A 26,686-nucleotide genomic window follows, 5' to 3' on the forward strand; every position below is an offset into this window, starting at 1 on the left:
GTCCGGGGTCAGGCCACGGCCGCGGGGGCGATCTTGTCGAGCTCGGCCAGGGCGGCGGCCACCGCGGGGCGCTCTCGCCCGCCCGGGCGCGTGCAGGTCAGCAGCTTGCGCGCCGGGGCGGGCGCTCCGCGCAGCCGGAGCCGCGTCACCGGAAGAGCCGGTGAGAAGTCGGCCAGGCGGGGGATGAGCGCCACCCCCAGCCCGTGCGCGACCAGCGTGGCGCAGGCGCCCCAGTCCAGGGCCCGGTGGGCGCACTCGGGGGTGAAGTCCGCCGCCCCGCACGCCGACATGGCGTGGGCGTGGCAGGTGCTGCCCGGCGTGGGCAGGATCCACGGCTCCAGGGCCGCCTCGCCCAACTCCACACCCGCGCCGTCACCGACCTCGGCCAAGCGGTGGCCGTCGGCTACCACCAGGTCCAGCTCCTCGTCCAGCAGCGGTTCCTGGTCGAAGCGGGGGTCCGACCTGGGCGGCGTGCTCGGGGACGACTCGATGACGGCGAGCTCGATCTCGCCCTGGAAGAGCATGTCCAGGCACCGGCCCGGTTCGGCCTCGTGCAGGCTCACGGTCAGACGCGGGTACTGGTCGCGCAGGGCCGCCGTCATGGGGGCGAGCAGGCGCGACATCGCCACGGGGAAGCCCGCCACGCGCAGCGTCCCGGCGGGTTCGGTGCCCGCGTCGCGCAGCTGGTTCTCCGCCACCTCCCAGCGCGCCTCGATGGCGTCGGCGTGCTCCAGCAGGCTCTGGGCGGCGGCGGTGAGCCGCACGCCCCGGCCCCGGGGTTCGAGCAGGGCCACGCCGAGCTCGCGGCCCAGCTGGCGGATCTGCTGGGAGGCGGCCGAGGGCGTGAAGTGCAGGGCCTCCGCGGCGGCCGTGACCGTGCCGTAGTGGGAGACGGCGCGCAGGATGCGCAGGCGGCGCAGATCGATCATGTAGGTGATTCTTCACGGTCGCGTTCACAAACTCAACCTGGACATTGACGGTTGTGAGGGCGGAGGCTGAAGGGGACCGCGACCGAACGAGTGAGAGGTGCGCCATGACGACCGTCTGCCCCCACTGCGGATGGCCCGACGACCAGCCCTTCCACGTGGTGTCCCGACACGGCACCGGCACGGGACTGACGGCCTGGATCCGCTGCGCGTGCGGTTCGGTACAGGTCCGTGAGATCGGTCCCGGCGGCGCGCGCATCCTCTGGCGCGGACGGCCGGACCCGGACGCCCCGCGCGAGCGCTGCGGCGCCTGAGACCGTCCACAGGTTGCGGAACGGTCATGTTCGACCTGCGACGGTACGCGATACGGTAACGGACATGGGAGACACACCGACACGACCGTCCACGTCGGCGGAGGACTACGTGAAGGTCATCTACGACCTCCAGGAGCGCGGCACCGGACCGGTGACGATCTCCGGGATGGCCGAGCGGCTGTCGGTGTCCAACTCCTCGGTCTCGGGCATGCTCCGCAAGCTGAGCGACATGGGCCTGGTGGAGCACCAGCGCTACGGCGCGGTCAGCCTCACCGAGTCCGGCACCCGGGCCGCGCTCGCCGTCCTGCGGCGGCACCGGCTGCTGGAGACCTACCTCGTCGCCGAACTCGGCTACTCCTGGGACGAGGTGCACGACGAGGCCGAGATCCTCGAACACGTGGTGTCGGACAAGTTCGTCGACCGGATCGCCGCGCACCTGGGCGACCCGGTGGTGGACCCGCACGGCGATCCCATCCCCACCCGCGAGGGCGGCATCGTCGAGCGCGAATCCTTCCTGCTGGCGGAGGCCGAGCAGGGCACCCGCGGCGTGATCGTGCGGGTCAACGACACCGATCCCGACCTCCTGCGCTACCTCGCCGACATCGACATCGGCATCGGCATGACCGTGGAGGTCCTCAAGCGCCAGACCTTCGCCGGATCGCTGCAGATCGCCGTGCGCCCCGATGAGGGGGCGCCCGAGCGGTCCCAGGACCTGGGCCTGGTCGCCGCCGAGGCCCTGTGGATCAGCCCGGACGCCAAGTAGGGCCCCGCGCCGCGGGCGGGCGGGGCCCCGCCCCGGTCAGCCGCGCGGGCGCACGCCGGGGGTGCCCTCGTCGATGACGAAGCGCGCCAGGTCGCCGACCGGCGCCCCGGGCTCGCTCACGTAGTCCACGACCCGGTAGTCGGCGGTCCACTCGGTGGGCGTGACCACGTTGCGCACGTAGCCGCGCCGGCGGTTGACGTAGTGGATGTGCGGGTTCTCCCGGAGCTGGACGGCGTCCGTGGGGCGCTGGTCGAGGCCGTCGCCGCCGCTGGTGAAGGACGTGCCCACCAGCTCGGTGGCCACGGTCGCCGAGTCAGGGTCGTCGAAGTCGGCCTTGACGTCGCAGACGTAGTTGGCGTGCACGTCGCCGGTGACCACGACCGGGTTGGCGGCGTGGGCGAGCCGGTCGCGGACGCTGTCGCGTTCCACCCGGTAGTTGTCCCAGGCGTCGTCGCTGAAGGCGGTGTCGTCCCCGTCGGCGAAGTCGCGCTGGGAGAAGAACACCTGCTGGGCCAGGACGTTCCAGCGCGCCCGCGAACCCGCCAGACCGTCGAAGAGCCACTCCCGCTGTTGTTGCCCCAGCAGCGTCCGGGCGGGGTCGTCGCGTCCGACGTCGTCCTGGACGCTGCGGTACTGGCGGGTGTCGAGCAGGTACAGGTCGACGAGGTCGCCGTAGGAGAGCCGGCGGAACAGCCGCAGGTCCGGCCCGTCCGGGCGCTGGGCCGAGCGCAGCGGCATGTGCTCGTAGTAGGCCTGGAAGGCGCGGGCGCGCCGGCGCAGGAACTCCCGGGGGTCCACGTCCTGCCCGTAGGAGGTGTCGTCCGCCCAGTTGTTCTCGACCTCGTGGTCGTCGAAGACCACCGCCCAGGGGAAGGCGGCGTGCGCGGCGCGCAGGCCCTCGTCGGTCTTGTACTGGGCGTGCCTGATCCGGTAGTCGGACAGCGAGGTGGTCTCGTGCGCGGGCAGGTGGCCGCGGCCGATGGTGCCCTGGCCCCCGCCCTCGTAGATGTAGTCGCCCAGGAAGGCCACCAGGTCCAGGTCCTCCTCCGCCAGATGGGCCTGGGCGGTGTAGTGGCCCTGGGTGTAGTTCTGGCAGCTGGCGAACGCGAAGGAGAACCGGTCCGGGGAGGAGCCCGGCGCCGGGGCGGTCCTGGTCCGGCCGACCGGGCTGATCTCGTTGCCCGTGCGGAACCGGTAGAAGTAGGTCGCTCCGGGGCGCAGGCCGTTGACCTCCACGTGGACCGAGTGGGCGGCCTCGGGGCCGGTCTCGACGTGCCCGGAGGCCGCGACGCCGCGGAAGTCCTCGTTCTCGGACACCTGCCAGAGCACCCGCACCCGCCGGTCGGGCATGCCGCCCAGGCCGTCCTCGGCGAGGGGGTCGGGGGCCAGGCGGGTCCAGAGCACGACGCCGTCGGGGAGCGGGTCGCCGGAGGCGACTCCGAGGGTGAAGGGGTCGGACACGCGCGACCGCGCCCGGGGCGCGGCGGCGGCGTGCGCGGCGGGCGCGCCGATGCCGGCCAGGGCGGCGGCGCCCAGGCCGACGGCTCCGCCGACCAGGACCTGGCGGCGGGTCGCGGCGAGCGCTGTGGCGGACGTGGCGTGGGCGGAGACGGGAAGGGCGGGAGCGGAGGGCACGACGGGGGTCGGTGCGGGGGAGCCGTGGGGGGAGGGGACGGTACCGGACATGCGCGGTCTCCTGAGGTTCGGCGAAGATCCCGCCCTGGGCCGGGTGGCGAGCGGGACCGTGCTCCATCCGGCCACGGGAGGCGGAACGTCCCAACCACGGCGTGGTGAACGTTTCGACCCGATGCGTGACGACAAGGTTACAGAAAGTCGCCACAATCGGACGTCGGGGCGCGCTGAACTGCGCTAAGTCGCGCTCTGTCAGGCGGACGGCACAGCACGTGCCCGGACGGAGTCGCCCGCAGGAGCGGTCCGGTGGCCCGCGGCGTCCGTCAGTCGACCGGCTCCGGGGGAACGCCGGGCAGGCCGTCGATGCTGGCGGCGTTGCGGGTGCGCCAGTAGCCGGGGAAGTGGTCGGGGCCCTGGCGCTCGTGGTGGCGGTCCAGCAGGTCGCGGTCCCCGCGCAGGTCCATCAGGGGCACGGAGAAGCCGCAGGAGTCGGAGATGCGCTCGACGTCGACCACGATGACCGAGCGCTGGCCGGTCGTGCGCTCCTTGGGGAAGTGCGCCCGCAGGTCGTCGAACTCGGGGTCGGAGGGCAGGACGACCCGGCCGCGGCCGTGCAGGCGCACGATGTCGGGCGGCCCGTCGAAGGCGCAGAACATCAGCACGATGCGGCCGTTCTCCCGCAGGTGGGCGATGGTCTCGGTGCCCGATCCCGTGTAGTCGAGGTAGGCCGCCCTGCGCTCGCCCAGGACGGCGAAGGTCCCGCTCATCCCCTTGGGGGAGACGTTGACGTGGCCGTCGCCGGCCAGCGGCGCGGTCCCGACGAAGAACACCGGCTGGGCGAGGAGGAACCGCGCCATCCGGTCGGTGATGGTGTCGAAGGTCTTGGCCATGACCCAGAGTCTTCCATCGCGCACCTGGCGGAGGTCGGGCGGGTGACGCACGCCCGGCGGGACGGCGTTACACTTCGGATATCCGAAGTGTTGTTCGAGGAGGCACAGCATGGCCGTGGAGCACCCGAGGTACCCCCGAGCACCGTTCCGCACGCCCTCGGCGTCCGGCTTCCTCTACGCGGGGCTGACCGTCGACCCGCCGCGCACACCCCTCGTCCGCGCCAGCGCCGAACGGGACGACGCCGTCGAGGCGTGCGCCCAGGCGGCCCGCGCCCTGGCCGACCGCCCCGACGTGCTCGGGGCCAGGGTGTTCGAGGCCGTGCTGATGCCCCCGCTCAAGGGCGCGCCCCGTTTCGACGTGACCATGCTGGTGGAGACCGACGGGCCGCAGAGCCTGGACGCGGTCCGCGCGGCCGCGGACTTCGGCGCCCTGGGCGCGGACCTGGTCATGCCGGCCGTCAACCCCGCCCGGATCGGCGACACCGAGGACCCCGCCGACGGCGTCTACCTCTTCAACCACTTCGTGGCCGAGGACGGCGACGCCGGCGTGCGGGTGTGGGAGGACCTGGCCGGCTGGTACACCGCCGTGCTCGGCGTCGACAACTCCCTGCCGCTGCGCGCGCTGGAACCGTCGCGGTTCGCCTTCGTCAACTACGCACGCCTGCCCGGCGGGGCCGCCGCCTTCCTGCTCGGCCAGCTCGTGCGACCCGGCTTCCACCGGTTCGTCCGGCGCCGGCTCCGGGAGCACGGCATGACCGCGCTTCCGGTCCTGTACCGGCCGGTCTGAGAACCCCGGTTCGACCTGCGCCGATCCCCGGGACCGATACCATCGGCCCATGAACGGGGATGTCGACGACGGCGCGCGTGTACCCGACCGTGAGCTGGTCGAGGGGGCGCTGCGGTACGTCCCCCTGCTGGAGACCTACTACCGGCGCGCGCACACCGAGATGCCCGACGAGCTGCGGCACCTGTTCCAGGACCACCACCTGACCGCCCGGCACGGCGCCGTCCTGGCCCAGCTCGCCCACGACCAGCGGCCGAGCGTGGGGGAGCTGTCCGCCCGGCTCGGCGTGGGGCTGTCCACGGTCAGCGAGATGGTCGGCGACCTGTCCCGGGTCGGCCTGGTCGTGCGCCACCGCGACCCGGAGAACGGGCGGCGGGTGCTGGTGGCGCTCTCCGACGACCACAAGGACACCATGCGCGCGTTCATGGCCAGCCGGGCCGGCCCCCTGGTGCGCGTGTTCGAACAGCTGACCCCGAGCCAGCGCGAGGGGTTCGCGGCCGGACTGCGGGCCTGGGCGGAAGAGGTCCGGCGCGGCTGAGCGCGCGCCCGCACACGGGCGCCGGCGCACGCATTTCCCCTCGCGCGGCCGGGGCCGGACGCGTATCCTGAGGGCATGCGTCGACGACATTGATCCTCCACACGGTCCGCGGTCCGGGCACGAGGCCCGCCGGGTGCACTCCCACCCCGGTGTCCTCGTCCGCCCGACCGAAAGACCTCCATGCCATCGCTGCCCCCGCGTGCGCCGAGCACGCGCCTGTCCCGTCTGACCTGGCCCGTCTTCGCCTACGCCCTGTTCGAGGAGTTCATCCTCCTCTACCCGCTCTACGCCCTGCTCTTCCACGACACGGGCCTGAGCGTGGCCCAGATCAGCTCCCTGTTCGTCATCTGGGCACTGAGCGGCGTCGTCGTCGCCGTGCCCGCGGGCGCCTGGGCCGACGTGGTCCCGCGCCGCCACCTCCTGGCCGCGGCACCCCTGCTCGCCGCCGCCGGCTTCACCCTGTGGCTGCTGCTGCCCTCCTACGCCGTGTTCGCGCTCGGCTTCGCCCTGTGGGGCGTGGGCGGCGCGCTGTCCTCGGGCGCCTTCGAAGCACTCGTCCACAGCGAACTCGACCGCCGGGGCGCGGCCGACCGCTACGCGCGCGTGATGGGCACGGCCCGTGCCCTGGGCGTGGCGGCCGTGGGCACGGCCACCCTGCTCGCCGTCCCCGTCATGGCCGTGGGCGGGTATCCGGCGGTCGGGGCCGCCAGTGTCGCCGCGTGCGCGCTGTGCTCCGCGGCGGCACTCGCCCTGCCCGAGCACCGCCTCCCCGACACCTGCCCGCGGGCGCCGCGCACCGCGGCCGCCCGCTACGCCGCGGTGCTGCGCGGTGGGCTGGCCGAAGCGGCGTCGAGCCGCCCATTGCGCCGCGCGATCGCGCTGGTCGTCGTGGTCACCGCCCTGTGGGGCGTGCTGGACGAGTACGTGCCGCTGCTGGCCGACGAGGCCGGAGTCCCCGCCCGGACGGTCCCGGTGGTCGTCCTGGTGGTGTGGGTGCTGGTCACCCTCGGCGGTCTGTTCGCGGGTGTCGGCGAGCGCCTGGGGCCGATCGGCCTGGCCGTGGTCACGGCCCTGGCCGCCGTCGCGGTGGCGGCCGGCGCCCTCCTCGGCTCTCCCGTGGGCTGGGTCCTGCTGGGCCTGGGATTCGGTGCCTGCCAGATGCTGAGCGTGGTCGCCGACGCCCGCCTGCAGGCGCGTATCACCGGCCCGGCGCGGGCCACGGTCACCTCGCTGGCGGGTCTGGGCACCGACGTTCTCACCGTCTGCGTCTACGGGCTCTACGCCGGCGCGTACGCGTTCGTGGGACACGCGGTGGCCTTCACGCTGGTCGCGATCCCCTATCTCGCGGTCGCTCTGGCCCTGGTCCGCCTCCGACCCCGAGCGTCTATTCCTGCCCGCCCCTAAGGTTGCTCAAACTTGGTGTTGTCTTTCCCACCAGCCCCACCCCAGGCAAAAGGGCAGGTCATCACGTACGTTGCACGTATGAACTTTATCGGATCGATACCCAAGTCGATGTTTGCAGTGACCTCCGGCGTGCTTCTTACGGGAGGACTCCTCCTGGCCGGCACGGGCCCCGCCGCCGCCGCGTCCGCGAACCAGGCCGCCGCCAACGCCCTCAACGGCGCTCTGGAGTCCGACATGGCCGGCCACATGACCGACGAGCACGTCGCCAACGCCCGTGAGGTGGTCGAGGTCGCCAAGGAGCGCGACCTCGGCCAGGAGGCCGCCACCATCGCGATCGCCACCGTCATCGTCGAGACCCACCTGGACAACCTGCCCGGCGGCGACCGCGACAGCGTCGGCCTGTTCCAGCAGCGCGACCACTACGGCTCGCACGAGGACCGGCTCGACCCCAGCTGGGCGGCCGACGCCTTCTTCGACGAGATGGAGTTCGTCTACCCCGACGACAGCTGGGCCGACGAGCCGATCGGCGACGTCGCCCAGGGCGTGCAACGCTCCGCCTACCCCGACCGTTACCAGTACCAGGCCGAGGACGCCGAGACCATCGTGGACCGTCTCTGGTAGAGGTCCGCTTCCGGTCACGTCCGCCCCAAGACGTGCCCTGCAGCGTGCGGACCCCGCTCTCGCACGCTCGACCACCACCGACACCGACCCGAGCCTCGCGGCGGCGCCGAACTCCGGCGCCGCCGCAGGCGTCTCCTCCTGTAGTCGGGCGTGACCGCGCCCCGACGCCGCGGCGGGCGTGCGCGCGCCGCGGGCTCCGTGCCCGAGGACGGCGGGTCACGGCGCGCGACGGGCCGTAGGCGTCGAGGGACCGCCTGCGGCCCGATCGCCGTATCGGGCGCCCTTCCCTGCCGCCGCTGCCTGTCGCGCCCCTTGCGCGGGTGACTAGCATCGGATCTTGTGGCACACCAGACGAGGAACACCGCGAACGGTGACGGCCCGCGCACGGCCTCAGTGCGCGGGATCAGCGTCAGTTACACCGACCGTGGAACCGGATACCCCCTCCTGTTCATCCACGGCCACCCCTTCGACCACACCATGTGGGAACCGCAGGTCAGAGCACTGGCCGGTCGCGGCTACCGGGTGATCGCCCCCGACCTGCGCGGTTACGGGCGCAGCACCGTCGTCCCGGGCACCACCACCCTGGACACCTTCGCCCGCGACCTGGCCGCCCTGCTCAACCACCTGGAGCTGGACGTGGTCGGCGTGGTCGGGCTGTCGATGGGCGGTCAGATCGCCCTGGAGCTGTACAGACTCTTCCCGGACCGCGTGGACGCCCTGGTCCTGGCGGCCACCAACCCGCACGCCGAGACCGAGAAGGGCCGCCGCGCCCGGGCCGAGACCGCCGAGCGGCTGCGTACCGAGGGCATGGGCGGCTACACCGACGACATGCTGGTGGGTATGATGAGCGCCGCCAACGTGCGCGACCTGCCCGCCGTCGCCGACCACGTGCGCGCCATGATGTACGCGGCCCCGCCCGAGGGCGCCGCCGCCGCCCTGCTGGGCCGGGCGCAGCGCCCCGACTACATCCCGCTGCTCAAGCGCATCTCCGCTCCCACCCTGCTGGTGGTCGGCCAGGAGGACGAGTTCACCCCGCCCGACTTCACCGAGTCCATGCACGTCCTGGTGCCGGACTCGACCGTGGAGATCATCGAGGGCGCGGGCCACCTGCCCAACCTGGAGCGCCCCGACCGGTTCAACGAACTCCTGCGCCGCTTCATGGAGGCCGGGCGCCGCCGCGTCTGGGGCGGGTGAGGGAACGCACCCCCGCCCGCCGGCGTGCGGTCGTCGGCCCGGCCGGTCAGGACCCGCCGGCCCCGGCCTCCGACGGAGGGGCGCCGGCCCGGTCCCGCTCGGGCGCGTCGGCTGCCTCCGCGTCATCAGGGCCGTCCGGGGGCCGCAGCATCCCCTTCTCCGTTCCGGCGACCACGCGCGTCACCGTCAGGTCGCCGGTGACGTTGCACATGGTGCGGCCCATGTCGAGGATGGCGTCGATCCCGGCGACCAGGGCCACCGGCCCCATCGGGAGTCCGACCGCGGTGGTGGCCATGGACAGCATCAACAGCCCCGCCCCGGGCACCCCGGCCGTGCCGACCGAGGCCAGCACGCCCACGGCCACGACCGTGGCCAGCTGCGCGAGGGTGAGCTGGACCCCGGCGACGTTGGCGACGAAGACGGTGGCGGCGCCCACGTAGATGGCGGTGCCGTCCATGTTGATGGTGGCGCCCAGCGGCAGGCTGAACCCGTACACGCCCTCGCGGACCCCCATGCGCTCGGCCGCCCGTGAGGTCACCGGCAGCGTTCCGCTGCTGGAGCGGGTGACGAAGGCGGTCAGCATGGGGTCCTTGGCCGCGGAGAAGAACCGGCCCACACCCGCGCCGACGAGCAGGAGCAGGAGCACGTACACGACGATCTGCAGCAGGATCGCCAGGTAGACGGCCCCGGTCAGCTCCAGCAGCGGACGGACCGCGTCCAGTCCGGTCTCGGCCAGCACGAGCGCGATCAGGCCGAACACGCCCACGGGCGCGTACTCCAGGACGCCGCGGATGACCTTGAAGACCAGCTCCACCGCGCCGTCGACCCCGCGCCTGAGGAACACCGCCAGGTTCCGGGTGCGCTCGTCGGCGCTGTTGAGCATGAACGTCAGGGCCAGGCCGAAGACGACGGCGCCGAACATCACCGCCAGGACGTTGCCCTCGGCCAGGGCCTGGAACGGGTTGGCGGGGACGATGTTGAGGAGGGTCTCGCTGACGGCCGGAACCTCGGCCGCCTCCTCGGCCTCACCGGGCATGCGCAGACCGGTGCCGGGCGAGATCGCCAGCGCCAGCAGCAGCCCGACCGTGATCGCGAACGCGGAGGTGAGCAGGTAGAGGCCGAACACCTTGAGGCCGATCCGGCCCAGCCGCTGGGGCGAGACGGCCGCCACGCCCGCGATGAGCGTGGTGACCACGAGCGGGAGCACGAGCATCTGGAGCAGCCGCAGGAACAGCTGGCCCAGGACGTCCAGCACCGGCAGGGCCCAGGCACCGCCGCCCGACAGGTTGATGGCCAGGCCCACGACGACGCCCGCGACCAGGGCGACGGCCAGCTTCCAGATGAGGGGGATGTCGAGATAGCGCCGCCAGAGCGAACGCGGTGCAGCGGTGGAGTCCATGGACCTCGTCGTCCTTCGTCCTCGGGGGAGTGAATGGTCGGTTTATACCGAATGCCCGGCCGTTGACACGTCACGATCATGTTGCCGTCCGTGACCGGCGTCGCCGCGATGCGGCGCCCGCCGCCGGGCCGGGGCCGCCGGTCTCGGGCCAGTCTGCCCGGAACCGGCGGCCCCCTACCGCGTTCGGCGTCCCCGTTCCCTCGTCACTGCACCCGCTCGACGGGCAGCCAGAGCTCGGCCTCGGCGGACGAGGCGCCCTCGCCGTACTCCACGCGCAGCATCGAGGGGCCCTCGACCATGCGGTAGGCCGGGTGGGCGGGGAACCACTGGGCGAACGCGTCCGCCCACAGTCGCTGCAGGGACTCCGGGAAGGTCTCCGGTCCCTCCTCGGAGGGGAAGACCACCCAGGTCCCGGCGGCCACCTCCAGCCCTTCCATGCCCTCGGGCACGGCCGCGGAGGTGGCGGCCGCCCGGTAGTAGTCCAGTTCGCTGCCCTCGCGGCGCTGGGCGTCGACGTCGTCGGTCACCGACACGACCCCGCGCGGCTCCTGGTCGGACAGCCGCCCGATCTCCTCGGTGGTCGCCGGGTCGATCCCCCGGACGAACGCGGTGATGGCCGCGTTCTCCCCCTCGTACACCAGCGGTACGCGGGCCCGGACTCCGACGAGCCGGAACGCCTCCTTCTCGACGATGCGGTAGCGCACGGCGGAACTCCCTTCGATGGTCAGACGAAACGTCATCCTCGGTTGGGAGGTGAGCACCGCGCCGGTCCGGCGCGCCTCGCCGGGGCCGACCCCGTGCATGGCGCGAAAGGCCCGGGCGAAGGCCTCGGCGGACCCGTAGCCGTAGCGCACCGCGACGTCGAGCAGCCCGTCGTCGCCGTCCACCACCTCCGTGCCCGCCAGGGTCAGCCGCCGGCGTCGCACGTACTCCGACAGCGGCATCCCGGCCAGAGCGGAGAAAAGCCGGCGGAAGTGGTACTCCGAGGTCAGCGCGGCCCGCGCCAACTCCGCCACGTCCACCGGAGCCCCGAGGTCCTCCTCGATCATCTCCAGAGCCCGGTTCAACCGGTCCAGCATGGCTCTCTCCTCCCTTGGCCACCACCGACAGTAGGAACGGGCGCCCCACCCGCACCCGACAGTTCGCGACCAGCTCCGGTCGGACACCGCGGGTCACATCCAAGCACCCGGAGTGCTACCGGTTCGGTTCCCGGGCAAGTCCGGGACATCCTTGGGCAAGGAGCGTGTCTGGCGCGACGTGGCGTGGGTACCGAAGGCACCATCAGGCCCAGGATGGCCCCCAGGCCGACCCCGAAAAGGAGGTGGCGGGGCGGGGGAGACGCGCCCCGCGGATCATGGACCTAGGTTTTCTGCGACCTCTGTACGAGAGCGACAGCCTTGTCGCCTCGGTGCACCTGGACACCAGCCGCGACACCACCGACGCCGACAGGGCGATCGAGCTGCGCTGGCGTCACCTGCGGGACGAGCTCGCGGAACTGGGCACCGACGAGGCCACGCTCGACGCGCTGGCGGAGGCCGTGGTCGAACGCACATCGCGCGCGTTCGGCAGTCATGGGCAGGCCCTGTTCGCTTCGGAAGGGCAGATCCTCGACGCGCACACCCTGGCGGTCCCTCCCCAGCGCGACAGCGCGACGTGGATGCCCGTACCCGACGTCCTGCCCCTGGTGGTCGACCGCGACCGCCGGGTCCCCTACGTCCTGGTGGCGCTGGACAGGGTGCACGCCAAGGTGTTCGGCTATCCGGCCCACCCCACGCACGGGGCCGTGTCCGAGGACGAGCTCACCGGTGAGGACGCCCGCGGAATGGACGTGGAGGCGCGCGGCGGTCCCGGCAACCGCAGCGGCTACAACGGCCGCTTCGCCAACAAGTACGTCCAACAGGAGCTCTGGCGTGAGAACACCGCCGCCGTGGCCGAGCGCGTCAGGGAGGCGGTGGCCCAGGTCGACGCCGAGGTGATCCTGGTCGGCGGCGACGACGAGGCCATCTCCTACCTGCGCGACAACCTGGGCGAACGCCGTCTGACCATCCCCGTGCGGCACATCTCCGGGGGGCGGGGCGGCACCGGCGCCCAGGAGCGGCTGCACGAGACGGCCGAGCAGGCCCTGCGCGAGTTCGTCGTACAGAAGCACGACGCCTTCCTGGCGGAGTACCAGGAGAAGCTCGCGCACGACCAGGCCGTGAAGGGGACCTACGAGACGCTGCCGATGCTGTCGGAGAAGCGCGTGGAGATTCTCGTCCTGGGCGCCGACCGGTCCCAGGAGCCCCACCTGTGGGGTTCCGTGGACGAGCCGAGCATGGTGACGTCCAACCCGTCCAAGCTGGGCTCGCCGGACTCGGTGTTCAAGGCCCCGGCCAGCGCGGTGATGCTGCGCTCGGCGGTGATGGGCCATGCCGCGTTCACCGAGATGCTCGACCACGGTGAACCCAGCGGGGAGAGCGGGGCCACCCTGCGCTTCCCGAAGTAGCGGCCGACGCCGTCGCGGCGGCCCCGTGCTCGCAGCGGGGCCGCCGCGCCCGCGGCACCGGGCCGGCAGCGGCGACCTGCCGGCCCTCGCGGCCGGTGCGGACTCACGCCCGCCGGGCCCTCCCGTGGACGAGTGGGAGGAAGACCTCGTCCACGATCTCGACCACGACCGCGTCGGGGATCTCGGGCCGGCCGCGCAGGGCGTACTCGCCTCGCAGCAGGGTCATCGGCGCGGAGGCCACGCGCGGGTGCACGGCCTGCGCGTGGGCCTCGCCCCGCGCCACCGCCCGGCCGAGGACGGCCAGCCAGTCGGCGTCCATGGCGCTGTCGCCCGCGTTCTCGCGCAGCAGGGCGATCAGCCGCGGGTCATCGCCGGCGGCGAGCAGGTCCCGCAGGACGGCGCCCCGCGGGGAGGACCAGGTGGCGTTGGCCCGCCGCAGCAGCGCCAGCGCGTCCCCGCGCAGGGAGCCGGTGTCGGGCGCGGGTTCGCGGTCGCTGGCCAGGTGCCGGTAGGCCGCCACGCCCAGGGCCGCACGGTGCGGCCAGCGCCGGTAGATGGCGTTCTTGTTGGTGCCGGCGCGCCGGGCGACCCCGTCCATGGTCATCCCCGCGTAGCCGGACTCGCGCAGCTCCTCCGCCGCCGCCCGCAGGATCGCCTCCTCCAGTGCGGCGCCTCTGCGCCTGGGCCGGGGACCGGCCCCCTCCTCGTGCGTCCCGGACGTCATCGCCGCACCCTCCATGACCCGCACCCCCATTGACGGTACCGAGCGTACCGTAAGAAGTGTCGATGATGTACTCTCCACGACACAAGCAAGGTACTACGCGTACCCTTTTTGCGTTCGCCATGGACGAGACCGGAGACCCATGCGCACCCTCGGCATCACGTACGACACCGGATTCACGACCGCCGGCACGACCACCCACGAACCCTTCGACCCCGCCACCGTGCGGCGCGAGATGGAGATCATCCGCCGTGACCTGCACTGCGACGCGGTCCGCGTGACCGGGGGAGTGGCCGAGCGCCTGGAGACCGCCGCCCGCCACGCCGCCGACGCGGGCCTGGAGGTGTGGTATTCGCCGTTCACCAACGGCCTGACCCGCCAGGACCTGGCGGCCTTCCTCTCCGACGCCGCCGACCGCGCCGAGCGCCTGCGCCGCGGGGGCGCCCGCGTGGTGCTGCTCACCGGATCGGAGATCAGCCTGTTCACCGACGGCTTCCTGCCCGGGGAGACCCTGGAGGAGCGGCTGGCGGTCCTGGCCGCACCCGAGCGGCTGCGGGCCGCGCTTCCAGCGCTGCACACCCGTATCAACGACTTCCTCGGCCGGGCGGCGGCCGACGCGCGCACCCGGTTCGGCGGGAGGCTCACCTACGCCTCCCTGCCCTTCGAGGGCGTGGACTGGGCGCCCTTCGACCTGGTCGCCACCGACGCCGGCTACCGCGACGCGGCCACCGCGCCCGCGTTCCGGGACCGGCTGCGCGAGCTCACCGCGCAGGGCAAGCCGTTCGCCGCCACCGAGTTCGGCTGCACGACCCACCGCGGCGCCGCGGATCTGGGCGGGCGGGGCGAGTCCGTCGTGGAGTGGGACGAGCGGTCGCGTCCCGTGCGCCTGGCGCCGACCGTGGTGCGCGACGAACGGGAACAGGCCCGGTACGTGAGCGAACTCCTGGCCGCGCACGAGGAGGAGGGCACCGACGCGGCCTTCGTCAACACCTTCGCCCGCCGGGACCTGCCCACCTCCGACGATCCCGCGCGGGACTTCGACACCGCGAGCTTCGGCGTGGTCCGGGTCCTTCCGCACGGCCGCACCGGAACCGCCTGGCCGGGGCTCCCCTGGGAGCCCAAGGAGGCCTTCCACGCGCTGGCCGCGTTCGGGCGCGCCAGGACCCGGTGAGACCGGGGGAGGGACGGGCGAGGGGGTGGGGCGGGGCGGCCTGTCAGGAGGCGGCGGTCATGCCCAGCAGCGTGAGCAGTTCGGGCTCGGTGACGAAGTCGATGCGCTGGCCCCGCTCCCGGTAGGTCTCGGCCTGGCGGTGCTTGGCGGTCTTGCCCCCGCCGCCGTTGCCCCCGACCACGAGCACGTCGGTCTTCTTCGTGACGTTCTTGGCCGGATGCCCGCCCGCCTCGGCGACGCGGCGCCACACCTCGGGCTTGTCCATCGACTCCAGGTCGCCGGAGACGCACACCGTGCGCCCGTACAGCGGCCCGGAGGGGTCGGCGTCGGAGGAGGGCTGGGGGAGCGGAGTGCGCGAGACCCGCTGCCAGTGGGAGAAGCGGTCCTCACCCGCGGGCGCTGCGGCGGGCACGGACACCGGCTGCGGCGGCGCCGGGGACGCGATCCGCACGCTCTCCAGCCGTCGCAGCCGCACTCCGGAGGCCTCGGCCAGCTCGGGCAGTGACGCTGTGCCGTGCCGGCGCATGGCGGCGATCATGATGTGCGCGGCGGCCTCGGCGTCGGCGTCGGCGCGGTGGTGCCGGGTGATCGTGTGCCCCACGTGGGCGCTCACGGTCGGCAGGCGGTGGTCGGGCAGCTCGCCCCAGGTGCGGCGGGACAGCACCAGGGTGCAGGCGTAGTCCCAGGCCGGGTGGGACAGCCCGCTGATCTCGCTCGCCTGGCGCAGCACGCCCATGTCGAAGGCGGCGTTGTGCGCCACCAGCGGGCCGCCCTCGCTGAACTCGACGATGCGGTCCAGTACCTCGGGCCAACCGGGGGCGTCGGCGACGTCGGCGGCGGTGATGCCGTGCACGGCGGTGTTGTGCCGCGAGAAGAAGTCGACCGGGCCCGGCGGGCGGATCAGCGTGGTGAGGCGGTCCTCGACCACGCCGCCGCGGACTCGGACCAGGCCGACCGCGCAGGCGCTCCCGCGGTCCTGGTTGGCCGTCTCGAAGTCGATCGCGGTCCAGGCGTCGCCCACCGCTCACCTCCTGATGCTGGGAACCGTGTCGACAGTACCGCCGCGCGACCCCCGCCATGACCGGTATCGGCACTCCGGCCGGCATCAGGGCGCCGCGGGGCCGTGTCCCGTGGCCGCCGCCCCTCGCGCAGCAGGGTGAGGATCCGCGAAAGACGCCCTAGTCTCATGCCCGGGCCCCTCCGCCGCGGGCGGGCCCGGGGAGGGGAGGAGCGATGGGTGAGGCGACCAGCGCGGGCGAGGTCACACGCGCGGCGCTGTTGCCCGCCGCCCAGGGGGCGCGCGCACTCGTCGGACACCTGTTGGGCGGACTCACCGCCGCGCTGACCGCGGTGTGGGCGTGCGCCTGCGCCCTGGTCCTGTTGGCGGCCCTTGCACGGCCCCGGGCCAGGCACGCGGCGGGCGCGCTGGCCACGCGGTGGACCCTGGCGCTGTCCCAACTCGACGCGGCCCGGCGGTCCCGCTGGTACGACTCGACCATCGTCGCGGGGTCGGACCCCGCGACGCGTGCCGCCCATCTGCTGGCCCGGCTGCCGCTGAGCGCCGCGGGGCTCCTCCTGCTCATGGCGACCGGGATGATGACGGCCCTGTTCCTGGGCGGAGCGGCGGTGGAGGCGGTGACCGGAACCGCCTCGCACGTGACCCTGACCCTGCCGGGCGTCCAGTGGGGGGCGTCCACCCTCACCCTGGGCGTGACCTTCGGCGTGATCCTGCTGGGCCTGCTGTGGGCGTTCTCGACCGGGCTCGCGGCCGCCGAGCGCGCACTGGCCCGGCGCCTGCTGGGTCCCACCACCGAGGACCTGCTGCACCGCCGGATCGACGAGCTCACCCGGACCCGGTCGGGGATCGTGCGGGCCGTGGACGAGGAGCGCCGCCGGATCGAACGGGACCTGCACGACGGCGTCCAACAGCGCGTGGTGGCGCTGGCGATGCTGCTGGGGCGGGCCCAGCGCGGACGCGACCCCGAGCGCGCCGCCCACCTGGTCCGCCAGGCGCACACCGAGTCCCGGCTGCTGGTCGACGAGCTGCGCGAGGTGGCCTGGCGGGTCTACCCCGCGGCCCTGGACACCCTGGGGCTGGAGGCCGCGCTGACCGAGGCGGCCGAGCGCACGCCCCTGCGCACCACCGTGCGCTACGACCTGGCCGCCGACCCTCCCCCGGAGACGGCCACAGCGGTGTACTTCGCCGCGCGCGAGGCGATCACGAACGCCGTCAAGCACGCCGACGCCGACGAGGTGTTCGTGGACGTGCGCCGGTCCCCCGCGGGCGTGGAACTCGTGGTCCGCGACGACGGCCGCGGCGGGGCCGACCCCGACGGCGGCGGCCTGACCGGGCTGGCCCGCCGCGTCCGCGCCCTGGACGGCACCCTCGGGCTGGACAGCCCCGAGGGCGGCCCCACCACCGTGCGCGTGTCCCTGCCCATGACCGCGACCGCGTGAACCGACGACAGCCCGAACCCACGACAGCGCGAATCCACGACACGAAGAGGAACCCATGCGACTGGTGATCGCCGACGACTCCGTCCTGCTGCGGGAGGGACTGATGCGGCTTCTGGAGGAGGAGGGACACACGGTCCAGGCCGCCGTCGGCGACGCCGCCGCGCTCCTGGACGCGGTCGCCGAGCACCGGCCCGACGCGGCCGTGGTGGACGTGCGCATGCCGCCGACCCACACCGACGAGGGCCTGCGCGCCGCACTGCGCATCCGCGCCGAACACCCCGGCGTGGCCGTGCTGGTGCTGTCGCAGTACGTCGAGCGGCGCTACGCGACCGAGCTGCTCACCGACTCCTCCGAAGGCGTGGGGTACCTGCTCAAGGACCGGGTGGCCGAGGTCGCGGAGTTCCTGGACGCGCTGGAGCGCGTGGCCGCGGGCGGGGCGGCCTTCGACCCCGAGGTGGTCCGGCGGCTGCTGGCGCGCACCACCCGCGCCGATCCCGTGGCGCGGCTGACCCCGCGCGAGCGCGCGGTCCTGGAGCAGATGGCCCAGGGGCTGAACAACACCGCGATCGCCGAGCGGCTGTTCGTGTCGCTGAGCGCGGTGGAGAAGCACGTCAACGCCATCTTCGACAAGCTGGAGCTGGGACGCGCCGACGGCTACAGCCGACGCGTGATGGCGGTTCTGCGCTACCTGGGCTCCGCGGAAGAGCGGGGGACAGCGAGTTCGGACTCGTAGGCGGCGCGCGGGCGGGGCGCGGGCTCAGTCGGTGCGGGCCGCGGCGCCCATGGTCAGCGGCAGCTCCGCGGGCAGGTCGTCCAGGCGGGCCACCTCGTGCAGGTGGTGCACGCCGGGGGAGAGGCCCTCGGTCAGTCCCGCCGCCCAGGCGGTGATGTGCGCGGTGGCCCGGGACTGGCCGCGCCCCCGTGCCCAGCGGCGGAGGCCGCCGCAGTGGGCGAGGACGATCCAGGCGTCGGTGCCCAGCGCGTGGACGCCGGTCGGCATCCGGGAGGCGCCGGGCACGTGCGTGAGCAGGGCCAGTCCCGTGGTGAGCGTGCGCGAGTCCAGCCCGAAGCGGGTGCGCACCGGGCGGCCGAGGTCGCGGGTCAGGGCGTGCTGGTCGCTGAAGTCGGCCCGGTACAGGCGGCGCCGCCCCAGCCCGGGCAGGTCGACGGCGCGCCCTTGGGTGAGGTTGCGGACCGGTGCGCCCGTGGCGGGATCGCGGAAGCTGCGCCCCAGCAGCCCCAGGGACCAGGCGGTGGCGGCCGCGCCGTGCTCCTCCCCGGCGCCCAGGAGCACGGCGAGGTCGAGCGGGTCCTCGCCGGGTGCGTCGGCGTGCACGGCCGCCGCCAGCAGGTTGGTCAGTCCCGGGGCCAGGCCGACGCTGAGCAGGACCGGTGAGCGCGGCAGCAGCCCCTCCACGGCGCGCACGTAGTCGGTGGTGGCGGTGGCGTCGACGAAGGCGCGGCCCTGATCGGTCGCCGCCGACACCAGGGCCGGGTCCTCGGCGCCGGAGGCGTTGACGACCACGTCGACTCCGTCGAGTGCGTCGCGGTAGCCGCGCAGACCGGATTCGGACAGGTCGCAGGGGCGGTCCGCGCGGCGCGGATCGCGTCCGGCCGTCGACACGGTGTGGCCCCGCTCGCGCAGAGCCGCTGTGGTGGGAGCGCCCACCGCGCCGTAGCCGCCCAGGACGAGTGCGTGCATGCCGCCTCCAAAGTTTTTGTAGTGACGCTACAATAAAGTACCCGGAGCAGCACGCCCCCCGCACTGGAGGACCCCCGATGGACGCACCCGCCGCCGACGGCCGGGCCGCCCGGTCCCGTGCTACCCGCGCCCGGGTGGCCGCCGCCGCGACCCGGCTGTTCACCGCCCACGGCTACTCCGCGACCAGCATCCAGGCGGTGGCAAGGGAGGCCGGGGTGGCGACGCAGACGGTGTACTACGCCTTCGGCACCAAGCCGGCCGTCCTGAAGGAGGCGCTGGACCAGGCCGTGGCCGGGGACGCCGAGCCGGTGGCCACCCTGGAGCGGCCCTGGGTGCGCGCGGCGCTGGCGGCCCCCGACGCCCACACGCAGGTGCGCCTCCAGGTGGAGGGGACCAGGGAGGTCATGGAGAGGGTCGCGCCGCTGGCCGAGGTGGTGCGCGCGGCGGCCGGCTCCGTCCCGGAACTGGCGGAGCTGTGGCGGACCAACACCGAACAGCGCCGGACGGTGCAGGCCGTCTTCGCCCGCGCCCTGGCCGGTCGCGGTGTGCTGCGTCCGGGGCTGGAGGTGGCCGAGGCCGCCGACACCGCGCTGGCGCTGCTCAGCCCGGAGGTGTTCACCCTGTTCACTGTGCACAGCGGCTGGACGGCCGAGCGGTGGTCCCTCTGGGCGCGCGACGCCGTGCTGCGCCAGCTCACCCACCTGGCCGACACTCCGCCCGGCCGGTGACCAGGTGTGTTTTGCCTCCGTCGCGCCGACCGGTACACCTGACGGTCATGGGCGACGGCAGAGGGATCACCTGGGACGGCTTCGTCAACACCCGCGATCTCGGCGGGCTCCCGACCCGTCACGGCACGCGTACCAGGACCGGGTCCTTCCTCCGCTCCGCCGACCCGCGCTTCGTGACGGCCCGGGGCTGGCGGGCCGCTCACACGGCGGGAGTGCGCACCGTCGTGGACCTGCGCAACCCCGGCGAGATCCGGCCGGGCACGGATGGGGGCCGGGCGCACCCGGCGGGCGCCGCGCAGTTCCCCGCGGCGACGGCCGCGGCGCCGCTCCCACCGGGTCTCGTACGCGTGGAGGTGCCGCTGGACGACGTCGGGGACGTCGGGTTCTGGCAGGAGGTCGACCGCCGGGGGCTGCACGGGACCCCTCTGTACTTCCGGCCCTTCCTCGACCGCAAACCCGAACGGTGCGCGGCCGCGGTCACCGCGCTGGCGCGGTCCGGGCCCGGTGCGGTGCTGTTCCACTGCGGGGCGGGACGGGACCGCACGGGGATCGTCGCCCTGCTGCTGCTCGCCCTGGCGGGGGTGGAGGCCGAGGCGATCGCCGACGACTACGTGCGGTCCGCCGCCGAGCTCGCGCCGCTGTTCGCCGCGATGGGCCGACCGGACCAGGGGCCGGTGATCGAGTCGCGCCTGGCCGAGCGCGGGCTGACGGCGCGCGGGTGCGTACTCGACGTCCTCCGGGACCTGGACGCGTGGTCCTACCTTTCGGCGGCGGGGGTCGCCGAGCGCGACCTCGCCCGGCTACGGGCGCGGCTCCTGGGCTGAGCGTCACGCGCGGGCTCAGGCGTGGGACGGCTCCTCCAGGAAGGCGCGCACGGCGGCGCCGACCTCCGCGGGGCGCTCGACAGGGGACCAGTGCCCGGCACCCTCGACGACCACCAGTCGTGCGTTCGGCATCCGCTCGGCGGCTTCGCGCGCGAACCGCACGGGGACCAGATCGTCCTGGGCGCCGTGAACGACCAGTGCGGGGCAGTCGATTCGCCCCAACAGCGGCCTCAGGTCGGTACGCATGCTCCGCGGCCCGATCTCGTGGCGCTGCCAGTCGCTGTAGGCGTGCCGCTCGCGCTTGGCACGCAGTTCCGCGTAGGCCGCGGCGGCGAGGTCGTCGAGGCCGGCCACGGGTCCCTTGAAGGTGCGGTCGCGCAGGCCCCGGTGCACCAGCCCGGGCGTGAGCGCCAGAGCGGTCAGCCGGGACAAGGGGGCCTTGACCAGCACGTAGGCCAGGCCGTGGGCGGGCACCCTGTCCTGGATGCCGCCGCTGTCGATCATCACCAGACGGTCGACCCGTTCGGGGTACTCCAGGGCGAAGCCGGCGGCGACCGCACTCCCCATGGACAGACCGACCAGGGTGGCCGAGTCCAGCCCCCAGTGGTCCAGCAGCCGCCCCAGCACGCCCACCTGCCCGGCCTGGTCGGCCCGCGCGGCCCAGGGCCAGCTATCGCCGTGCTTGGGCATGTCAGGGAGGAACACCCGGTGGCCGCGTGCCAGATCGGGGCCCAGGTGCCGCCAGCTCAGCAGGCCCCGGTCCATCCCGCCGCCGTGCAGCAGCACCACGGGCGGGCCCTGCTCGCCCATGGTGTGGTAGGCGAGGTGCCCCTCAGCGAGATCGACTCCGCCCGGGACCGCGTCGACGGTCATGTCGCCTCCTCCTGGCCGCGTTGGCGTTCCCAGCGCTCCAGAAGCGCGGGCAGCTCTTCTTCGAGGAAGCCATAGAGGTCCCTCACCGCGGCCAAGCGCCGACGGCGCTCGGGCGCGTCGTCTTGCAGCACGCCCAGGCCACGTTCGGCGATCTGGCGGAAGCGTGCGGTCTCGGCGTAGCGGCGGGCGAGCATCCGGCTCCAGCCGTCGGCGGCGATCCGGAAGTACTCCTGGCGCTCGCCGCGTTTGCGCACGCCCTCGACCAGGCCGCTGGGGGTGAGCATGCGGGTGGCTGTGCTGATGGAGCTCCGGCTGACCTGGAGGACGGCGGCCAGGCGCGCGGCGCTCTGTTCGGGCGGATCGCTGATCAGGAGCCATCCGATGACGCGTCCGGCGATCAGCGGCAGCCCTTCGCGTTCGAAGAACACCGCGACCTCGTCGACGAAGGACAGCTCCTCTTCGGTGGGATCGTTCACGCTCCTTACACTACAGTCATTGCAGTCATTACTGCAATGACTGCAATGCCCGGAAGCCGCCTAGCACCTCCTTGTGATCGATCACGCGGAAACACGCCTGGGATGTGTAAGTTTGGACCGCTTGTGGTAAAAAGTTAGGCGTGCCGAACTTTAGAGATGGTGCCCCTTCAAAACCTTGGTCGGCCGCTCTCGCCGCCACGGCCGCGCTCACCCTGGCCGGCACCGCCTGCTCCGCCGCCGCCTCGGACCCGGCCGACGACGACGGCCGCCCCACGGTCCTGACCACGTTCACCGTGATCGCCGACATGGCCGAGAACGTCGCCGGCGACCGCGTCGAGGTCGCCTCCCTCACCCGGCCCGGCGCCGAGATCCACGGCTACGAGCCCACCCCCGACGACCTCGTCCGCGGCCAGGACGCTGACCTCATCCTGGAGAACGGCCTGGGCCTGGAGGCCTGGTTCGAGCAGTTCACCGCCCGCGTGGACGCCCCCACCGCGCTGCTGACCGAGGGCATCGAGACCATCCCCATCGCTTCGGGCGAGTACGAGGGTGAACCCAACCCCCACGCGTGGATGTCGCCCGACAACGCCCTGGTCTACGTCGACAACATCCGCGACGCCCTCACCGAACTCGACCCCGAGGGCCGCGACCACTACGCCGAGAACGCCGAGGCCTACAAGGACGAGATCAGCGAGGTCGGCACCTACCTGGAGTCCGAACTGGCCGCTGTTCCCGAGCCCCGGCGCGCCCTGGTCACCTGCGAGGGCGCCTTCCCCTACCTGGCCCGCGATGCCGGACTCACCGAGCGCTACCTGTGGCCGGTCAACGCCGAGACCGAGGCCACGCCCCAGCAGGTCGCCGCGGTGACCGAGTTCGTCCGCGACAACGACGTGCCCGCGCTGTTCTGCGAGAGCACCGTCAACGACGGCACCCAGCAGGCCGTGGCCCGCGAGACCGGCGCCGCCATGGGGCGGACCCTCTACGTCGACTCCCTGTCCGAGGGCGACGGACCCGTCCCCACCTACCTCGACCTGCTCCGCCACGACGCCGAGGCGATCGTGGCCGGGCTCACCGACGCGACGGGAGGCTGAGATGACCGCGGCCATCGAGGTGACGGGCGCCACCGTACGCTACGGCGACGTCCTGGCCCTGGACGACGTCGGACTCACCGTCGCCCCCGGCCGCGTCTGCGGGCTGCTGGGCACCAACGGCTCCGGCAAGTCCACCCTGTTCAAGACCATCCTCGGCCTGGTCCCCACCGACAGCGGCCGCGTACGCATCCTCGGGCGCACCGGCACCGCCGCCCGGCGCCGCGGACTCCTCGGCTACGTCCCCCAGGCCGAACAGGTCGACTGGGCCTTCCCCGTCCGCGTGCGCGACGTGGTGATGATGGGCCGCTACGGACACATGGGAGCGCGCCGCCGTGCCCGCCCCGCCGACACCCGCGCCGTCGAGCACGCCCTGGCCCGCACCGACCTCACCGACCTGGCCGACCGCCAGATCGGCGCGCTCTCCGGAGGCCAGCGCAAACGCGCCTTCGTCGCCCGCGCCATCGCCCAGGAGGCGGACGTGCTGCTCCTGGACGAGCCCTTCGCCGGGGTCGACAAGCGCTCGGAGGCCACCATCACCGAACTGCTGCTCCAACTGCGCGACGGCGGCCGCACGCTGCTGGTCTCCACCCACGACCTGGCGCAGGTGCCCGCCCTGTGCGACGAGGCGGTCCTGCTCCAGCGCCACGTCGTCGCCCGCGGCACACCCGAGGAGGTCCTGCGCCCCGAGACGCTCATGGCGGCCTTCGGCGTCCCGGCCCAGGAGGAGGGAACACCGTGGACACCCTGATCACCGGCGTCGTGGAGTGGTTCACGGTGCCCCTGCAGTTCGAGTTCGTCCAGCGCGCCCTGCTCGTCGGCGTCGTCGCCGGCGTGGTGTGCGCGGTGCTCTCGTGCTGGATGACCCTGGTGGGCTGGTCGCTCATGGGCGACGCCGTCTCCCACGCCGTCCTGCCGGGTGTCGTGCTGTCCTTCCTGTTCGGGCTGCCCTTCGCCGTGGGAGCCCTGGTCTTCGGCGCCGGGTCGGTCGCCCTGATCGGGGTGGTCAACCGCACCTCCCGGGTCAAGGAGGACGCCGTCATCGGAGTCGTGTTCACGACGATGTTCGCCCTGGGGCTCGTGCTCATCTCCCGGGTCCCCAGCCAGACCGACCTGGGCCACATCCTCTTCGGCAACGTCCTGGGCGTCTCCGACTCCGAGATCTGGCAGATCCTGGTCCTGGCCGCCGTGGTCCTGGCGGTGGTGTGGTTCAAGCACCGCGACCTGACCCTGTACGCCTTCGACCCCGTCCACGCGCACGCCGTGGGCATCAACCCGCGCCTGCTGGAGACGCTGCTGCTCGGTCTGCTGTCGGTCACCGTGGTGATCGCCCTGCAGGCGGTGGGCATCATCCTGGTGGTGGCCATGGTCATCATCCCCGGCGCCACCGCCTACCTGCTCACCGACCGGTTCGAGCGGATGCTGGCCATCGCCGCCACCGTGGCCGCGGTGGCGGCCGTGACCGGGGTGTACGCCAGCTTCCACCTCAACGTGTCCACGGGCGGATCGATCGTGCTCGCCCAGGCGGCGGCGTTCACCGCGGCCTACCTGTTCTCGCCCCGCCAGGGCGTGCTCCGGCGCCGCCGGGTGCGCCTGCCGCGGACCCGGACCGCCACGGGCTCCTAGGCCGACCAGTAGCGGACTCCGGGCCTCGACCCATGTCTTGGACCTCCACTTTTGCGGTTCCCGCACAGAAAATTCGCCAAGGGCACGCGGATGGCGCCAAGGTATGGGAGGCCGGCTGGCCCACCGCGGATGGCCGGCCACCGGGTCGACCTCCCCCGGTGGCCCTGGGCCGCGCCGCCCCGAGGCGGAACCGGCAGCTACCCCCCGGTGTGGGCCGCCCGCTCGAAGGCACGCGACTCCGCCTCTCCCACCAGACGTTCCTGTTCGGTGCCCAGGGCGGCCCGGTCGGCCGTGGAGGCCTGCCGCAGCGCCCTGCGCCGTCCGCTCCGCCTGGCCTGCGCGAGGGAGGCGTCGCGGTCCATTCCGCTCTCCTCACCCGCCAGCACCAGCGCGTCCCGGAAACGTCGCAGGTAGGCGCGGCGCAGAGTGAAGTACAGCGTCATCACGATCACGAAGTTGACCAGCGCCTTGAACCCCGTTGCGCCGGTTCCCTGGAGAATCGGTAGGTTGATGAACGAGTGCATTCCGAGGGCGAGCGCGACCAACAGCAGGGCGGCCGAGACGGTGCGCGGCGGCGGTCGCCAGCCCTTCGCCGCGATCAGGCCCACGGCCGTTCCGGTGAGGGCCGAAAGCGCCCAGTGGGTGCCCCATCCAGTGATCAGGACACGCGCGATCGCCGACTGCACGACTACTTCGACCCCGCCGAGGCCACCGTGCCCAGTCACTTCCTGTACCGCCATGAAGAGGTTCTCCATCACCTGGAACCCAAGGCCAACGAGCGCTCCGATGATGAATCCGTCCACGGGCCCCCGAACAGCGTAGGGAAAGGCGACGGCGATGAGGACGATGCCCGCGAGCTTGAGGATCTCCTCGTCAACCGGTCCCGAGACGGCCGCGCCCCACAGATCCGACGCCTGCGGACCCGCCGCCTTGGCGAGGATGGCGTCCAGCGCGACGTTGGCGAACAGTGCCAGTCCGGTCGCGGCGAACAGGCCCCAGGCCACGGCGACCAGCGACACGGCCGTCCCGGGCGCCCGCACGGGCCGGATACGGCGCAAAAGCCAGTACCCGAACACCAGCACGGCGGCGCTGACGAGGAACGCGCTCACCCACACCGCGGGGAAGGCCACGGCGACACCGAACATGCGGTACGCCAACGACCCGAACGTGAACAGGCAGACGACGCCGATCACGACGAACGCGACCTGTTCGGGTACGGCCGACCTGCCCCTCCCCGTCTTCGGCGACGGAACCGTCCCTCCGGGACGCCTCCCCTGGGTCGGGACCCCGATCGCCGCAGTTTCCGACGATCCGGGTTCGCGCTGAGCCCTACCCATGTACGCCCTCCTCGGAGAAGGTGACCATGTGCGCGAGTTGCTCCGATGTCACGCCGGGACCGCCGTCCGTGCCCTGGAGTAGCAGCCGAACCGCGTAGCCAGAACTCGGCGCGGGCAGCACGACCATGGTTCCCGGCCCGCGGGACCTGCTCACGTGCGCCGCCCAGCCCTCGGTACCGTCGGCGGAGGCGACCGGTCCGGGCTCGCCCACCTCGGTGGAGAGGTCCTCTGAGAGCAGGATCCCGCGCGCGCCCTGCCACCGCTGGGCCATGTCGGGCTGGTCGGCCTCCCAGTCCTCGGGCCTTACGACATCGAGCACGGCGGAGGCGCGTTCGAGTCGGTAGGACTGCCCCGGGTGGGAGGCGCTCACGTCCACCCCCCAGCCGTCGTCGGCAAGGACGAGCACCGCACGGGTCGTGCCGTCTCCCCCCAGGTCCAGTTCCTGCCCGGAGGAGACCGGGCTCGTGCCGGGTATCGCCGCGTTGGCCAGCGACCACCCCGCGGTCACCAGGGCGATCAACGCGAGCGCGACACCGATCGCGATCCAGCGCGGTGCCGCGCGTTCGGCAGCCGTCTCCAGTGCCACCACCGTGGAACCTCCTCGTCCGAAACGTCTTGGTTCAGATTGGTTCAGACGACATCCGATTCCGCGCAGGGGGGAAGTGACACGCCGACCATGGCGAAGCGTTGACCTCGCTCTCCGCGGGTGCGGGTCCCGGCGGGGCCCGGAACG

Annotated in this window: 28 protein-coding genes; 16 read left to right on the forward strand and 12 right to left on the reverse strand. The window is 73.2% G+C overall.

Features of this window, described 5'->3' with window-relative positions; genetic code table 11:
• Window positions 1–8: 8 nt before the first annotated feature.
• Complete coding sequence (locus tag HNR10_RS30385) at window positions 9–929, reverse strand: LysR family transcriptional regulator (protein WP_179829381.1); 921 nt, start codon at window positions 927–929, stop codon at window positions 9–11.
• A 104-nt stretch (window positions 930–1,033) separates the two neighbouring features.
• On the opposite strand from HNR10_RS30385, the gene HNR10_RS30390 reads away from it, so the two are divergent.
• Window positions 1,034–1,240 (forward strand): hypothetical protein, encoded by a 207-nt coding sequence (locus tag HNR10_RS30390; RefSeq protein ID WP_179829382.1) that lies wholly within the window; start codon window positions 1,034–1,036, stop codon window positions 1,238–1,240.
• Between the two features lie 64 nt (window positions 1,241–1,304).
• Complete coding sequence (locus HNR10_RS30395) at window positions 1,305–2,003, forward strand: metal-dependent transcriptional regulator (RefSeq protein WP_179829383.1); 699 nt, start codon at window positions 1,305–1,307, stop codon at window positions 2,001–2,003.
• A gap of 36 nt (window positions 2,004–2,039) precedes the next feature.
• Here the strand turns inward: HNR10_RS30395 and HNR10_RS30400 are convergent, their stop codons facing one another.
• Both HNR10_RS30400 and HNR10_RS30405 read right to left on the reverse strand, forming a co-directional pair.
• Window positions 2,040–3,689, reverse strand: a complete 1,650-nt coding sequence (locus tag HNR10_RS30400) for an alkaline phosphatase D family protein (RefSeq protein ID WP_179829384.1) — start codon at window positions 3,687–3,689, stop codon at window positions 2,040–2,042.
• Between the two features lie 269 nt (window positions 3,690–3,958).
• Window positions 3,959–4,525, reverse strand: coding sequence for a pyridoxamine 5'-phosphate oxidase family protein (locus tag HNR10_RS30405; RefSeq protein ID WP_179829385.1), 567 nt, complete (start codon window positions 4,523–4,525; stop codon window positions 3,959–3,961).
• 109 nt (window positions 4,526–4,634) lie between these two features.
• Between HNR10_RS30405 and HNR10_RS30410 the strand changes: the two genes are divergently transcribed.
• The 5 genes from HNR10_RS30410 to HNR10_RS30430 all read left to right on the forward strand — a co-directional run bounded on the left by HNR10_RS30410 (window position 4,635) and on the right by HNR10_RS30430 (window position 9,066).
• Complete coding sequence (locus HNR10_RS30410; protein WP_179829386.1) at window positions 4,635–5,312, forward strand: hypothetical protein; 678 nt, start codon at window positions 4,635–4,637, stop codon at window positions 5,310–5,312.
• A gap of 49 nt (window positions 5,313–5,361) precedes the next feature.
• Window positions 5,362–5,847, forward strand: a complete 486-nt coding sequence (locus tag HNR10_RS30415; protein WP_179829387.1) for a MarR family winged helix-turn-helix transcriptional regulator — start codon at window positions 5,362–5,364, stop codon at window positions 5,845–5,847.
• Between the two features lie 180 nt (window positions 5,848–6,027).
• A complete protein-coding gene (locus tag HNR10_RS30420) occupies window positions 6,028–7,251 on the forward strand; it encodes an MFS transporter (RefSeq protein WP_179829388.1) in 1,224 nt (407 codons plus the stop codon).
• Between the two features lie 108 nt (window positions 7,252–7,359).
• A complete protein-coding gene (locus HNR10_RS30425; protein WP_179829389.1) occupies window positions 7,360–7,872 on the forward strand; it encodes a hypothetical protein in 513 nt (170 codons plus the stop codon).
• Window positions 7,873–8,211: 339 nt separating this feature from the next.
• Entirely contained in the window at window positions 8,212–9,066 is an 855-nt protein-coding gene (locus tag HNR10_RS30430; RefSeq protein WP_312889466.1) for an alpha/beta fold hydrolase, read from the forward strand.
• 46 nt (window positions 9,067–9,112) lie between these two features.
• Here the strand turns inward: HNR10_RS30430 and HNR10_RS30435 are convergent, their stop codons facing one another.
• Together HNR10_RS30435 and HNR10_RS30440 are read right to left on the reverse strand one after the other, a co-directional pair.
• The gene (locus HNR10_RS30435) at window positions 9,113–10,465 is read right to left on the reverse strand and encodes a dicarboxylate/amino acid:cation symporter (protein WP_179829390.1); all 1,353 of its coding nucleotides are present in this window, start codon (window positions 10,463–10,465) and stop codon (window positions 9,113–9,115) included.
• Window positions 10,466–10,668: 203 nt separating this feature from the next.
• On the reverse strand, window positions 10,669–11,544 hold the full coding sequence (locus HNR10_RS30440) for an AraC family transcriptional regulator (RefSeq protein ID WP_179829391.1): 876 nt from the start codon (window positions 11,542–11,544) through the stop codon (window positions 10,669–10,671).
• Between the two features lie 275 nt (window positions 11,545–11,819).
• Between HNR10_RS30440 and HNR10_RS30445 the strand changes: the two genes are divergently transcribed.
• Entirely contained in the window at window positions 11,820–12,950 is a 1,131-nt protein-coding gene (locus HNR10_RS30445; RefSeq protein WP_179829392.1) for a baeRF2 domain-containing protein, read from the forward strand.
• Window positions 12,951–13,053: 103 nt separating this feature from the next.
• Here the strand turns inward: HNR10_RS30445 and HNR10_RS30450 are convergent, their stop codons facing one another.
• Window positions 13,054–13,674: a TetR/AcrR family transcriptional regulator gene (locus tag HNR10_RS30450; protein WP_179829393.1), complete on the reverse strand. Its 621-nt coding sequence runs from the start codon at window positions 13,672–13,674 to the stop codon at window positions 13,054–13,056.
• A 139-nt stretch (window positions 13,675–13,813) separates the two neighbouring features.
• Between HNR10_RS30450 and HNR10_RS30455 the strand changes: the two genes are divergently transcribed.
• A complete protein-coding gene (locus tag HNR10_RS30455; protein WP_179829394.1) occupies window positions 13,814–14,842 on the forward strand; it encodes a hypothetical protein in 1,029 nt (342 codons plus the stop codon).
• 43 nt (window positions 14,843–14,885) lie between these two features.
• On the opposite strand, the gene HNR10_RS30460 is transcribed toward HNR10_RS30455, so the two are convergent.
• Entirely contained in the window at window positions 14,886–15,863 is a 978-nt protein-coding gene (locus tag HNR10_RS30460; RefSeq protein ID WP_179829395.1) for an exonuclease domain-containing protein, read from the reverse strand.
• 212 nt (window positions 15,864–16,075) lie between these two features.
• On the opposite strand from HNR10_RS30460, the gene HNR10_RS30465 reads away from it, so the two are divergent.
• Both HNR10_RS30465 and HNR10_RS30470 read left to right on the forward strand, forming a co-directional pair.
• Window positions 16,076–17,299, forward strand: a complete 1,224-nt coding sequence (locus tag HNR10_RS30465; RefSeq protein ID WP_179829396.1) for a sensor histidine kinase — start codon at window positions 16,076–16,078, stop codon at window positions 17,297–17,299.
• A gap of 55 nt (window positions 17,300–17,354) precedes the next feature.
• Window positions 17,355–18,032, forward strand: coding sequence for a response regulator transcription factor (locus tag HNR10_RS30470; RefSeq protein WP_179829397.1), 678 nt, complete (start codon window positions 17,355–17,357; stop codon window positions 18,030–18,032).
• Window positions 18,033–18,056: 24 nt separating this feature from the next.
• Here HNR10_RS30470 and HNR10_RS30475 read toward each other — a convergent pair whose 3' ends face one another.
• On the reverse strand, window positions 18,057–19,001 hold the full coding sequence (locus HNR10_RS30475; RefSeq protein WP_179829398.1) for a saccharopine dehydrogenase family protein: 945 nt from the start codon (window positions 18,999–19,001) through the stop codon (window positions 18,057–18,059).
• Between the two features lie 77 nt (window positions 19,002–19,078).
• Between HNR10_RS30475 and HNR10_RS30480 the strand changes: the two genes are divergently transcribed.
• Together HNR10_RS30480 and HNR10_RS30485 are read left to right on the forward strand one after the other, a co-directional pair.
• The gene (locus HNR10_RS30480; protein ID WP_179829399.1) at window positions 19,079–19,729 is read left to right on the forward strand and encodes a TetR/AcrR family transcriptional regulator; all 651 of its coding nucleotides are present in this window, start codon (window positions 19,079–19,081) and stop codon (window positions 19,727–19,729) included.
• Between the two features lie 47 nt (window positions 19,730–19,776).
• A complete protein-coding gene (locus tag HNR10_RS30485) occupies window positions 19,777–20,553 on the forward strand; it encodes a tyrosine-protein phosphatase (protein WP_179829400.1) in 777 nt (258 codons plus the stop codon).
• 15 nt (window positions 20,554–20,568) lie between these two features.
• Here the strand turns inward: HNR10_RS30485 and HNR10_RS30490 are convergent, their stop codons facing one another.
• Together HNR10_RS30490 and HNR10_RS30495 are read right to left on the reverse strand one after the other, a co-directional pair.
• On the reverse strand, window positions 20,569–21,426 hold the full coding sequence (locus HNR10_RS30490) for an alpha/beta fold hydrolase (protein ID WP_179829401.1): 858 nt from the start codon (window positions 21,424–21,426) through the stop codon (window positions 20,569–20,571).
• Window positions 21,423–21,902, reverse strand: coding sequence for a GbsR/MarR family transcriptional regulator (locus HNR10_RS30495; protein WP_179829402.1), 480 nt, complete (start codon window positions 21,900–21,902; stop codon window positions 21,423–21,425). The genes HNR10_RS30490 and HNR10_RS30495 overlap by 4 nt, the downstream gene beginning before the upstream one ends.
• A 140-nt stretch (window positions 21,903–22,042) precedes the next feature.
• Between HNR10_RS30495 and HNR10_RS30500 the strand changes: the two genes are divergently transcribed.
• The 3 genes from HNR10_RS30500 to HNR10_RS30510 are packed head-to-tail and all read left to right on the forward strand — an operon-like array spanning window position 22,043 to window position 24,616.
• Window positions 22,043–22,993, forward strand: a complete 951-nt coding sequence (locus HNR10_RS30500; RefSeq protein WP_179829403.1) for a metal ABC transporter substrate-binding protein — start codon at window positions 22,043–22,045, stop codon at window positions 22,991–22,993.
• Between the two features lies 1 nt (window position 22,994).
• Window positions 22,995–23,741, forward strand: coding sequence for a metal ABC transporter ATP-binding protein (locus HNR10_RS30505; protein WP_179829404.1), 747 nt, complete (start codon window positions 22,995–22,997; stop codon window positions 23,739–23,741).
• Entirely contained in the window at window positions 23,729–24,616 is an 888-nt protein-coding gene (locus tag HNR10_RS30510) for a metal ABC transporter permease (protein WP_179829405.1), read from the forward strand. Before HNR10_RS30505 ends, HNR10_RS30510 begins: the two co-directional genes overlap by 13 nt.
• Before the next feature lie 197 nt (window positions 24,617–24,813).
• Here the strand turns inward: HNR10_RS30510 and HNR10_RS30515 are convergent, their stop codons facing one another.
• A complete protein-coding gene (locus tag HNR10_RS30515; RefSeq protein ID WP_179829406.1) occupies window positions 24,814–25,746 on the reverse strand; it encodes a PrsW family glutamic-type intramembrane protease in 933 nt (310 codons plus the stop codon).
• 199 nt (window positions 25,747–25,945) lie between these two features.
• Entirely contained in the window at window positions 25,946–26,539 is a 594-nt protein-coding gene (locus HNR10_RS30520; protein WP_179829407.1) for a hypothetical protein, read from the reverse strand.
• Between the last annotated feature and the right edge of the window lie 147 nt (window positions 26,540–26,686).

Source organism: Nocardiopsis aegyptia, assembly GCF_013410755.1.
Classification (GTDB): domain Bacteria; phylum Actinomycetota; class Actinomycetes; order Streptosporangiales; family Streptosporangiaceae; genus Nocardiopsis; species Nocardiopsis aegyptia.